At 39.1% G+C, this 12,592-nt stretch carries 9 protein-coding genes; 7 read left to right on the top strand and 2 right to left on the bottom strand.

The window, feature by feature from the left end:
* Positions 1–445: 445 nt before the first annotated feature.
* Complete coding sequence (locus tag ABVT42_RS06695; protein WP_353896105.1) at positions 446–661, bottom strand: BlaI/MecI/CopY family transcriptional regulator; 216 nt, start codon at positions 659–661, stop codon at positions 446–448.
* A 213-nt stretch (positions 662–874) separates the two neighbouring features.
* Positions 875–1,954, bottom strand: coding sequence for a PepSY-associated TM helix domain-containing protein (locus tag ABVT42_RS06690; protein ID WP_353896106.1), 1,080 nt, complete (start codon positions 1,952–1,954; stop codon positions 875–877).
* 234 nt (positions 1,955–2,188) lie between these two features.
* On the opposite strand from ABVT42_RS06690, the gene ABVT42_RS06685 reads away from it, so the two are divergent.
* The 7 genes from ABVT42_RS06685 (at position 2,189) to ABVT42_RS06655 (ending at position 12,473) form a co-directional block, all read left to right on the top strand.
* Positions 2,189–2,959, top strand: coding sequence for an HpcH/HpaI aldolase family protein (locus ABVT42_RS06685; RefSeq protein ID WP_353896107.1), 771 nt, complete (start codon positions 2,189–2,191; stop codon positions 2,957–2,959).
* A gap of 25 nt (positions 2,960–2,984) precedes the next feature.
* Positions 2,985–5,075, top strand: a complete 2,091-nt coding sequence (locus ABVT42_RS06680; protein ID WP_353896108.1) for a TonB-dependent receptor family protein — start codon at positions 2,985–2,987, stop codon at positions 5,073–5,075.
* A gap of 82 nt (positions 5,076–5,157) precedes the next feature.
* On the top strand, positions 5,158–6,369 hold the full coding sequence (locus tag ABVT42_RS06675; RefSeq protein ID WP_353896109.1) for an ATP-grasp domain-containing protein: 1,212 nt from the start codon (positions 5,158–5,160) through the stop codon (positions 6,367–6,369).
* The gene (locus tag ABVT42_RS06670) at positions 6,369–8,216 is read left to right on the top strand and encodes an IucA/IucC family protein (protein ID WP_353896110.1); all 1,848 of its coding nucleotides are present in this window, start codon (positions 6,369–6,371) and stop codon (positions 8,214–8,216) included. Before ABVT42_RS06675 ends, ABVT42_RS06670 begins: the two co-directional genes overlap by 1 nt.
* Positions 8,213–9,382: an MFS transporter gene (locus ABVT42_RS06665; RefSeq protein ID WP_353896111.1), complete on the top strand. Its 1,170-nt coding sequence runs from the start codon at positions 8,213–8,215 to the stop codon at positions 9,380–9,382. The genes ABVT42_RS06670 and ABVT42_RS06665 overlap by 4 nt, the downstream gene beginning before the upstream one ends.
* Positions 9,379–11,205 carry an IucA/IucC family protein gene (locus ABVT42_RS06660; protein WP_353896112.1) on the top strand — a complete coding sequence of 609 codons (1,827 nt, stop codon included), beginning with the start codon at positions 9,379–9,381 and terminating at the stop codon, positions 11,203–11,205. The genes ABVT42_RS06665 and ABVT42_RS06660 overlap by 4 nt, the downstream gene beginning before the upstream one ends.
* Positions 11,205–12,473 carry a type III PLP-dependent enzyme gene (locus ABVT42_RS06655; RefSeq protein ID WP_353896113.1) on the top strand — a complete coding sequence of 423 codons (1,269 nt, stop codon included), beginning with the start codon at positions 11,205–11,207 and terminating at the stop codon, positions 12,471–12,473. The genes ABVT42_RS06660 and ABVT42_RS06655 overlap by 1 nt, the downstream gene beginning before the upstream one ends.
* Positions 12,474–12,592 lie beyond the last annotated feature (119 nt).

Raw genomic sequence — 12,592 nt, 5'->3', positions numbered from 1 at the left:
TCTACAGAAAAATTAAGTTTCCCGAATTCACGTTATAAAGAAGAATTGAGTGATGATGTTAATTTGGCTGAAAAGGATTGAATGGTTCGACATTAATGTGGGAAATCACAAAAGATTTAGTTAATTCTTTTAATCCTTTAACAGTGGAGGATAATTATGAGTTTATTGAAGGAAATAGCCAAGATTAAGCGTATTGGCGTATTTGTGTTAGTCATCTATTATTATTTAATTTAACATAATATACATTATGCGAACATAGAACTATTAGAGGATGTTTAAAGATGACATACGTTGGCTGTCCGTGTATATTCAGGGAAAATTTACCACTGTCAGGTCTAAGTGATTGAATCTAAAAAAGATATCTAGATCTTCCAAATTCTACTAATCTTGAATGATATGCAAGTTCGTTTATACTGACGTAACGAGACTAAATAATTAAATAAAATCAACGAAGTGCGCGGTTTGGCTGCATAATATTAAAATGCGTGACCTTCTGGCGTTTAAGCAATCCTTTGCGATAAAGCCGATCAAGCGTACTTTGTATGATGTTTAATGTCCCACCACGTTGCTTTTCGAAATAAGCATGCACTGCCTTGGCATCAGCTTGATGATTATCCCAAAAATAATTTAAAAGTAATTTTTCAAGTTCACCCAAGCGCATATATTAAAGACTCATTTAATATAATACTCATTCAATATTAAATCGATTTTAAATCAATGTTCATTTGAAACAGAACATCTTTCACAAGTTAATTCGACGCAGATATTCTCCCACTAAAAACCGATAGTTAATCGGTTCTATGGATAACCGTTTTATTCGACAATATTTTCAAGATTAATCAACTGACAAAAAGTAAGGTGGTAAAATGGGTAGCTAAAGTGGATGGCTAGCAGTCGTAAAAAGTGCTCGAGCGCGCTTTTTACGCGGTTTTAAAATATAAAGGTAAACACCACTAACCCACAAAATCAATGGAACAATACCAATAAAAGTCAAAAACCAACGATAAAATACACTACCAATTGCACCACTATGTAACGGATACAACTTTTGTAAAATAGCCAGTCCAGTATCTGCTTTGCGCGCATCTTCTAATAACAACTCATTATTTTCAGCACCCTTAAATGTGATAAAAGAACGACCATTGCGGTGCCATTCAGTGGCAAATTTACCTCGCATTTTCCAATGTGGTCTTGTCGATCGGGGTAAATAAATGGCACGCCACTGAATGTCAGGCCAGGTGAGTTGCGCTTGCTTGATGACATCTTTTAGTTGATTAACAGGCTGAGATTGTTGAACTTGTTGATGAGGTTTATCATTAAATAAACTCGTAAGAATGCCTTTGGTTTGCGTATAAAATAATAATGAAACACCGCTTAATATCATTAATATTAATGCAGGAAGTGCCAGCACTCCCAAAGTGCGATGAATCTGATACCAGAGTTTATGTGGGGGGGCTTTAATATTAATCGATATCGATTTTAATACACTACGTTTTGGCCACCACAAGATGACTCCGGTTATCAACAGCGTCAAAGTGAATAACTGTAACCAGCCGTTAACTTGTTTACCCGACTTGCCAAGCAAAAGGTTCTGGTGCAATTCAAACAACCAGGCAAACCAGTCATTCTGACTATCGATCGCTATCAAAAACTGCCCTGCCTGATTAAAATAGGCTTTCGTTGATTTGTTATAAGCCAACGTATAAACAGGCCAGTCTTGACTGGGCAATACGACAGCAATAGGTTGTGAATACTGTGAAGCAATCAATTGTTCAACAAGCAAAGGATCAATAGCTGCTGTTTTAACGGGTTGTTTTATCGCTTGAGCTAATTCTGGATAGACCAGCGGCAGTAAATTTTGCTTATGCAGTAATATACTGCCAGAAAGACACACTAAACTCAGTACTAAACCGATAGAAAAACCAAGCCAACGGTGTAATTGACGACTATTCATTATTGCCAGTTAACGTGTTGATCATATTAAGATGGTACATAGAATATAAATAATTATCATTTACCTTATTAATCGTAATTGTAACAGTTCTCATCCAAAAACCAAGGGGCTATTCGTCACTATCTTTTAACAAATAATAATTGTAATGCGAATCATTTTCATTTAGGATCCGATTTAAATGAAGCGAGATATTCCAATCAATCGCTTAACAATCAATTAGATAGCGTCTCGATAATGTTACAAAAAAATTCGGTTAAACAGAAAATAGCCAATAATGAAGTCGTGTTTGGCATACTCAACTCTACCCCCTTACCTTTGTTGGTAGAAATGATCGGTTATGCCGGTTACGACTTTATTATTCTCGATCAAGAGCATTTGCTGCGTCATCCAGTGGAACTGGAACATGCCATTCGTGCTGCCGAATGCGCCAACATGAGTGCATTTGTCAGAGTGCCAGGCCCTTTCCCCCACCTTATTCAACAAGCACTCGATGCTGGTGCACAAGGTATTGTTGTACCTCGAATTGAGCATGTTGAACAAGCACAACAAGTCACTCAGGCATGTCGCTATCCTGGTGAGGGAAACCGAGGCATAACGGGTGGCCGCAATACTGGGTTTGGCCAAATTCCTTTAGCTGAATATACCCAGTTAGCCAATCAGCAAGTCATGCTGGTATTGATGATTGAATCGGTGACGGGTGTGAAAAATCTGCCTGAAATATTGGCTGTTCCAGGTATCGATATGATTCTCGAAGGCGCTATGGATTTAGCATTTAGCATGGGACATGCCGCTAATGCGCAACATATTGAGGTACAGCAAGCAATCGCTGATATTGCCCTCACCTGCAAGCAATTTCATATTCCCTTTTGCGCAATACCGCGAACAGAAGGTCAATTAACTCAATGGCGCAAACGAAACATCAACGCCTTTGTTGTTGGTGAAGACCGTGGCATTTTATTTCGCGCACTTCAAGCAAACTTAGCCCAGTTTAAAAACGAACTCTAATCAATTTATTAACAGGTCAAATCAAGTGAACATAAAAACAATTTTTTCTCCTAAACCTATGGTTTTTGCGATTACAACGCTCATGGCAAATAGTTATGCAATGGCTGAACAATCAACAGACAAAGGAGAAAATAACAAACAAGATGAGAGCAAAATCATTCGCGTTTATGGAGAGTGGCTCGGGAATTCCGAGCAAGCTGAAGTGCTAACTTATCCCGGCGGTAGAAACATTATTAGCGAAGATAAATTGCAACTAGGTGGTGTTCGAAATCTTGAAGATGCCTTTCGCAGTGTGCCCGGCTTTAAAGTGCAAGATGAAACAGGTACAGGTATTTTACCAAATATTTCTATACGAGGTTTAAACCCAGGTCGTAGTGGCCAGGTTCAGATTTTGCTTGATGGTGTACCCTACAGTCTGGCACCTTATGGACATCTTGGACTTTCTTTATTTCCTTTTACCATGGAGTCAGTTGCCCAAATCGATGTCGTTCGTGGTGGCGCAGCAGTACATTACGGTCCTAATAATGTTGGCGGCGTTATTAATTTTATTCCCAAAGCCATTAGTGATGAGTTTTCAACCCAAATTCGAAACCGCTACACATTGTTTGAAAAAGGCCGCCATTTAAATGATTTTTATGTGCGAACAGGTGGTCACGTAAATAAAGATGTGGCGCTGCAATTACAACTCAACACAGCGCGAGGAGAATCCTTTCGCGAACATTCTAATACCGAAGTAGATAATGCTATTTTCAATTCAAGAATTAGTTTAAGTGATGACAGTTATGTAAAACTGCTGGCCCAATACTACAACGTAACCTCAGAATTACCAGGCGCGCTGCCTTTGAATGATTATGCTCAAGACCCTACTCAATCAAAACGCCCTTATGATTATTTTGATGCCGACACAACACGTTTTTCAGCAACCTTTAATAAAGGTTTTGACAGTTTTGCTGAATTAAACTGGATTAATTTTTATCAAAAAAGCAATCGCCGTTTTGATTTCGGCTATCCGTTTGACGCGCGCGAAGAAGCCGCTGAGCTTCGTGCATCACCACGTTCTTTTGAAGTGTATGGCAGTGAGCCAAGACTTAGCTTTTTAATTGATAATGAAACAGTTACGCACCAATTTACACTTGGCGCTCGTTATGTCACAGAAGATATTGACTATGCCGTAACACAAAATATTTTTACTGACGATACAGTTAATACACTTAGAGATTGGTATTTTAAAACTAATGCTTATGCATTATACACCAGTTATACCCTGTCATTAGCTGACGATCGACTTTCCATTACTCCTGGCGTACGCTATGAAAATGTGGCCATGGATTATCGTGATGGTATAACCGCAATAGCGCGTGAAAATGATATTTCAGAAATTCTACCAGGGTTAACGCTTGGCTTTGAATACAGTGAACAGTGGTTTATATTTGCCAATACTCAAAAATCCCTGCGTCCACCGCAAGTGACTCAAATTACACGCGAAGGTGACGTCGAATCGGAATTAGCCAATAACTTTGAAGCTGGATTTCGTTATACACCACAAGATGGATTAACCTTCACCGCTAACTTCTATCAGATCGATTTTGATGATCAAATTCAATTCGACCGACCCAGTTTAAGTTTTAAAAACCTTGGTGAAACTCGCCATAAAGGTTACGAACTAGAAGCAACATGGGAGCCATCTAGTCTAGATGGGCTATTTCTTCACGCAGGTTATACCTATCTCGATGCTGTACAGCTAAGCGGTGACAATCAAGGGAAAACGCTTCCTTTTGCATCTGATAAGCAATGGATTTTTGAGGCTCGCTATGCTTATCAAAATACAGACTTCGCAATCTCAGCAACACATTTTAGCGAAGCTTTTAGCGATGCAGCTAATACGCTAGAAGAAGATGAACTGGGTTCAAAAGGACTATTGCCAGACTACTGGTTATTAAACGGCATGATCCAGCATCGGTTTTATCAGCATAATCAACAGTCTTTGGCTGTCAGTTTAATTATCAATAACTTATTAGACGAAGAATATTATTTTCGCGGTGTCGATGTAAGTCCATGGGGACGCCAACCCGCGCCAAGCCGTTCTTTTTCAATACAACTCGATTACCAATTCTAATTCGAACGCTAATTAAAGCTCTTTTTCAAATTTCACTTTGACTTATCCCGGCAAGTTTGCCGGGACGACTAAGGATATTATCGTGACAAACAGTAAACCTATTGTGATGTTAACTCATGTGTTAAATACCGCCGCGTTGGAAGGTTTCTTGCCCGCAGCGGTATCACTTGGCTATCCGGTTATTTTATTAACCGATCACCCACTTGAACATCAGCAATTTTTTTCTCAAGATGAACTACCAGGCTATCCGCTTGATATTATCGGTTGTGATGTCTTTAATAGTCAGGCAATTATTGACCTTTTGCAACAGCGTCAGCTCTGTCCCGTAGCACTGTTTACTAATAGCGATCATTTACAAACACCATGCGCACAAGCGGCGGACTTTTTTAATCTACCAGCAAAAAATTGGCGAGTCTGCTATCGCGCTAAAAATAAAACCGCGATGCGAGAGTTTTTACAAGCCAAAAATCTACCCAGTGCATGGTTTAAATCAGTACAAAATATTGAAGCTCTTAATACATTAACGATTCCTTTTCCATGTGTTGTCAAACCGCAGCAAGGCGTCGCCAGTCTTGATGTAGAACGTTGTGATAATCAACAACAGCTAACGCAATTTTGTCAGCAGTATTGGCAAAGACACCCCGATCGCGCATTATTAATTGAAGAGCTCTTACAAGGCCCACTATTTACCCTAGAGACTTTAGGCGATGGTGAGCGCATGATAGCGCTAGGTGGATTTGATGTCACTTTATCGGAACCGCCCTGCTTTATTGAATTGCAAGCACAATGGCAGTCAACTGTACAATCATCTCATCGCCAAGTCGCACTTTCTCAAATTCAACAATTTGGCGTTAACTTTGGTGTCTGTCATAGCGAATTTGTTCTCACCGAGAATGGTCCCATATTAATCGAGATCAATTATCGCAGTATTGGCGATAATCGAGAGTTTTTATTAAATGATCTCGCTCCGTTTGATTGGTTTCAACAAATTATCCGCTTACATTTAGGTGAAAAATTGCCAGCACTAAAGCCACTCGATGGTCAGGCAATTATTCGTTATTTTTGTGCTGAAAAAAATGGTGAACTCAAACAGCAACCTGAAGCGTTTAGTTTGCAATCAAACAGTCAAATTCGTTTTAAAAATTTAAAAAAGGTGGGAGATAAAATCCGCTTAAGTCATTCCAATAAAGATTACTTAAGTGTAATGAGCGGAATTAGCCTGCAAGCAGAGTCAGATGAATTAATTAATGAAATTGATTGCTTAAGTGCGTCATTATTCTGGGAGATTGTTTAATGCAACCCTCAAGACAAAGTTCAATCTCATCGTCCATTGCCTATATAACACAGCGAGTAATAGATGCTTTTTTACGTGAAAATATTGGCGAGTTAATTTCTAAAGGTGAAATAATTAACGGCCAACCGCTGACGCCAATATGGGATGCTCCCCTACCTCAGCATTGGTTAAAAGCAACACATCTTGGCAACTTCAGTTTATATTTACCTTTGCAAAGATCCGAGTTTATCCAAAGTTGGCGAATAGCGCATGCACAGTGGTTAATTAAACAAGACAATAAATGGCAAATTGGTAATCACTATTCACTCTGGTTAAATCAATTAGCCACCCATTTAACCCAGGAGCAACGCACATATTATGCTGACTTTGAACAAGAATGCGACTGCGCAGTGGCCCATAAAGACTTGGCTATTCAATTATTTACTGAACAACAGCAACAACTGAAAAATATTAATCAGCCTGATTTAAATGGTTGGCAGCAAATGCAACTAATCGAACAGTTAGCTGCACATTGCGATCATCCTCTTTATCCCACGGCACGCGCCAAATCGGGATTACCCAATGAAGCTATTATTCATTACTGTCCTGAAACGATGCCGCAGTTTATCTTGAACTGGGTTGCTATTCCCCAAAATCTGTGCACACCAAGTGCAACGATTGATGAAGATTTCTGGCCAACCTTCTCCCAGGTTGGCTTATCAGAAGACTTGGGATCTGATTTTATTTTGGTACCTATTCACCCACAAACGTTAAAGACCTATTTACCAGAAACATTAAAATCTTGGCTCCATAAAGATTCAGTACACTTTGCGCCCAAGCCATTCTTAACGGTAAGGCCGACCTTATCGGTTAGAACAGTTTGTTTAGTCGACAGGCCATCAATTCATATCAAGTTACCATTACCCATGCGAACACTTGGCAGTAAAAACATTAGAACAATTAAACCAAGTACTATTAATGATGGTTATGTCTTTCAACAATTGCTAGAACATCTGGTTAAAACCGACCAACAATTTAATCAACGTTATATCCATTGTCACGAACAACATGGTGGTTGCGTCGATCAACGTGCAGACCTTGCCTGGTTAATTCGACACTACCCGGCTGATGTTTCGTCAACATCACCGGTTTGTGTTGCCGCGTTTTTAGCAGAAACCAGTCAAGGTGAAACTGTAATTGAGCAACTTGCAAAACGATACTATCACAATGATTTAAACGCATTGCTCAATGACTATTTTACTTTAATTTTATCAGTACATATGCGATTACTATTAATATATGGTATTGCTCTGGAATCTAATCAGCAAAACACACTGGTGTTATTTCGAGCGAACGCACCTTTACAACTATTATTCAGAGATAATGATGCTGGTCGAATCGATCCGCAAAAATTACGTCAAGCTTTACCCAACAGCGATCAACCAACTAATCAGTTCATCGAACAGTTTATCGATCAGCGTATTCTGGTTGAAAATGAATCGCCATTAATACAAATGTTTACTACCATCAATTTGCAGCTGAATATTGGTTGTATTATTGATGGACTAGCCAGTCGGGGACTGATTAGCTCACAACAAACTTATGTAGTGGTCAAACAAATTATTCATCAAGAATTGGCAAAAATACAGCAATGCCATACGGCTAACAATGCAAATAATACAACAGATATTACGACAGAACGTTATATAGAAGCATTTAAATCAGCTATTTTAGATGCCCCTTTTCATTACGCCAAATATTTATTAAGTGCAGCCAGTTTGATGAGCAAACAGCAAAGTCAGGCAACCGATATTAACAAATATTATGGTTTAAGTGCCCCTAACCCGCTTTGGTCAACTCAACAATGAAAGATAATAAAAAGCTGATCGGTACGGTGCTATTCTGTCATTTTCTAGCGTCGTTTACTGCACTGGGAATGCCTTTATTTTTACCTAAAATCATGGCTGACTTAATTAATAGCGAAAGCAACTATTTAATTGGTTGGTATTACATATTACCCACAATTTGTATGGCATTTGCTGCCAGCTGGTGGGGTGTTTTTGCCGATCGCTACGGTAGACGTTTGTCGCTACTCAGAGCGCAGGCTGGTTTGGCCGTGGGTTTTTTAATCGCAGGTTTCGCCAATAATCTAACCTTATTCACCTTGGGTTTATTAATTCAGGGGGTTTGTGGTGGCACTTATGCGGCATCAAATGCCTATTTAGCAACCCAAGTCAATCGCGAAAGACTTCCAACCGTTCTTAACTGGACTCAATTTTCAGCCAGGCTGTCACTCTTGGTAGCACCGATTATTTTTGGATTACTCATTACCAGCGACAATCCTCGTCAACTCTACTGTTATTTGGCAATTTTACCCTTATTCGCCGCAATCTTAGTTTACCATTTACCAAAAGATGAGCTGCAATCATCAATTAAGCGGCAAAAGCAATCTGGCTTAAAAAGTGCGCCATTGAGTTTTCTACAAATTTTACTCATTCAATTTTTATTTAGTTTTTCAATGGTGGTGAGCTTTCCTTACTTTTTACCTTTTGCTGAGCAGCTAGGCATCATTGAAACATCGATTATCGGTTTTTATTTTAGCTTGCCTCATTTGGTCTATTTGATTATTACTTCATGCGGATTGATAAAAATTGAGACATCGAGTGCCGTTTCTGTCTGTTTATACGGACTACTTGCGCTAATCATTGCCGCACTCATTCAAATGCAAATAAACACTAGTCTATGGTTATGGCTTGCTCGTTTAACTATGGGGTTAGGCATCACACTCACTTTTATATCACTTCATCAATGTTTTGCTGCATTAAAAAATGCCGATAACGCCGGCTTGATTTTTGGACGCTTTGATAGTGCAGGCAAATGGGCTGGAGTTACCGCTGGGTTATGCTCAGGATTTCTGGTTAAGCTGGCTGGATTAAATGCGCCTTTTTTACTCAGCGCAATTGCCGCAGTCATTGCTATTGGTGTTATCTATTTCCCACAACCGCGATATTTAACTAATGAGGAAGACTCATGATCGCTCAATCTACTTCACAATATTATCAACAATCACTCATTAAAGAAAAAGCCGCTCAACGCAGTATTAGCGGACTATTAAATTGTTATTGTCGAGAGTTTGCCAGTTTACGCGGCGAAGTACAAATCAATCCACAATTTGGTGTGACAGATTGGCCACAAGCAATTAAATATGGCAACAGAAACAAGCACGAACACTTAATGCTTATTACCCTCACTAAAAGTCGAGCCTGGATTCTGGTTCGCATTGCTGACTTGAAAAAGTTGGGGCAATGTCGTTATTTGAGTGCGCCCTATCTAAAATCACAAGGCTCGGGATGGCAACGCTTAAATTATCAAGAGTTATCGAGTGTATTGCTACAAAACTTAGCACTCGAATTAAACCAGCCATTTAATCATGAACTGTTAACACAAATTGAAAATAGTGTTGCCAATAGCTGTCTATTTTTAACCTATCCTGCCAACGGCGCTCCTGATAGATTACAATATGACGGTTTTATTCGCTCCGAACAAAGTCTTATCTGGGGGCATGCCTGGCACCCAACCCCTAAAAGTCGTGAAGGTATTGATGACACCATGTTGCTATCAATATCGCCAGAATCCGGTGCTAAATTTAAACTACCTTTACTGGCGGTACATAATACGTTACTTAAAGTGTTAAACTGCGAAGGATATGAACCTTTAGTCGCATTACGAAAATTAACCACACAAAATATTCCTGCTGAATTTCAAGTATTACCTTGTCACCCTTATCAACTGGCTCGTTTTCAATCAACCGCTTTGTTTAAAGCTGCTTTAGCTTTAGGCAAAATTAAATGGCTTGGCGAAAGTCAAATCGATTGGTTTCCAACCTCGTCGGTGCGTACACTCTATGCACCAGAAACCGATTATTTTCTCAAGTTTTCTCTACACATTAGACTAACTAACTGTGTTCGCAAAAATGCCTGGTATGAATTGGAAAGTGCTATTTTTATCACCGAATTAATACGCAAGTTTAATGCGCAAGTTAAGCAATTTTTTCCTGCCTTTGAACTAATGGAAGAACCCGCATCTGTTACGATTGATTTGTCTCACTTGTCAATTCAGCAAAGTTTAAACAATCAAGCCGAACAAATTAACCAGCTTAGTGAAGCTTTTGGCTTACTCTTTCGCTCCGCATATACACAAAATGAAGTGAATCAGTTTCAACCACGCGTCGCTGCCGCCTTGTTTGCTGATGATGAAAATTTTAGTAGCGTTGCACTAAGTGGTATACAAGCATTGGCTACCCACCAAAGCCTGTCTTATATCGACGCCTGTCATCTCTGGTTTGAACACTATTTAAAAAACCTACTTCCTCCAGTTTTCTATTATTTTTTCAAGTTGGGGATTATATTTGAACCCCATCTGCAAAACACGGTTATTGGATTTACCGAGCACTTACCCTCACGTATCCAATTACGTGATTTGGAGGGCACCAAATTGGTTGCTGAAAAATGGTCAGAAGCGGATCTGGCTGAATTAAGTGATAGAGCTCGTGAATCGGTAATATATTGTAGGGAGCAAGGCTATCGGCGTATTGCCTATTGCACCCTAATTAATAATATCAGCGAAGCAATTCACTATTTAAGTGGTAGCAACTGGCAATTGGAAAACCAGCTTTGGCTAATGGTAAGACAACAAATCATACAGTACCAAAATGATTTTGGTCATGAGCCAGAACTTGAAGCGTTAGTCGATGGTGATGATATCCCATGCAAATGTAATTTAATGACTCGCTTACTTAAACAAGCTGATCGTCAAGCTGAGTATATTTATTTATCCAACCCCATGCGAGAATTATAATGCTACCAGTTAATATTGCACATAAGGCCGAGCAATTAATCAATACCCCATTGCAATCGGATTGTTCATCGGATAACTCATTCACCGAGCAGCAATCCGATCCTGTTTGCGCCTATATTTATGATATTAATGCGCTGAAAATACATGCAAAACAGATGCGCTCTCAATTACCTAATAACTGTGAATTATTTTATGCTGCCAAAGCAAACCCCGAAGCGCCTATTCTTCAAGCATTAAGCTCTATTGTTGATGGCTTTGAGGCGGCATCTGGCGGTGAACTATATTGGCTTCGCCAGCAATTACCTCAACAGAAACTCATTTTTGGTGGACCAGGAAAGCTTGACTCTGAACTATCAGCAGCCATTGATTTGGCAGTAGAGTTACTACATGTAGAAAGTCTTTATGAATTACATCGACTACAACAGATTGCGCAAAATAAAGAGAGAAAAGTTGCTATTTTGTTGCGCATGAATATTGCTATTGGCGAAATTAGCCAAACTCGGTTATCAATGGGCGGAAAACCAACGCCATTTGGCATTGAAGCAGCACAACTGGGTGAAGCACTGACCTTAATAAATAGCTGTTCTAATATTGAGCTAAAAGGTTTTCATTTTCACTTAATGTCACATCAATTAGATTATCAAAATCATATTCAATTGATGTCGCTTTATTTTAAGACTTTCAAGCAATGGTGCAAAGACTACCAGTTAGACTTGAAACACTTAAATGTTGGCGGCGGCATTGGCATTAATTATTCTTCGCCGCAAACACCTTTTAACTGGCCACAGTTTTGTGAAGAACTTAATCAATTAATTCAAACCTATGAAATGCAAGATATCACCATACGCTTTGAATGTGGACGCTATATTTCTGCATCTTGTGGTTACTATTGTATGCAGGTTTTAGATATTAAACAAAGCTATGGTAAAAACTTTGTTGTTGCACGAGGTGGAACACATCATTTTAGAACACCCGCCGCACAAAACCATAATCACCCGTTTACAATAGTCAGACAAAACAATAACAACCAACACAAACTGCCGACAGTAACCCAACAAAAAGTGACGATTGTTGGGCAACTCTGTACACCCAAAGATGTGCTGTGTAGTGATCAAGAAGTGGCACAGTTGTCAGTGGGTGATTTGGTGGTTTTTACTTACGCAGGTGCTTATGCCTGGAATATTTCACATCAAAACTTTTTAATGCATGATAAACCACAGATGATATTTTTAGCTGAGAGCACACAGGAAACAATCAACAACGACTAATTAACAACCACTGTTCAATAACGACTAATCGATAATTTCCTTTGAAATTTATATAGATTATAGTCTAATAGATTATAGTCTAATAGATTAAAATTTATACGGCTTAAAATATATTAGCG

It is taken from the genome of Aliikangiella maris (assembly GCF_040719265.1).
In the GTDB taxonomy this organism is placed as follows: Bacteria; Pseudomonadota; Gammaproteobacteria; order Enterobacterales; family Kangiellaceae; genus Aliikangiella; species Aliikangiella maris.
This window is presented reverse-complemented; position numbering and strand designations above follow the sequence as displayed.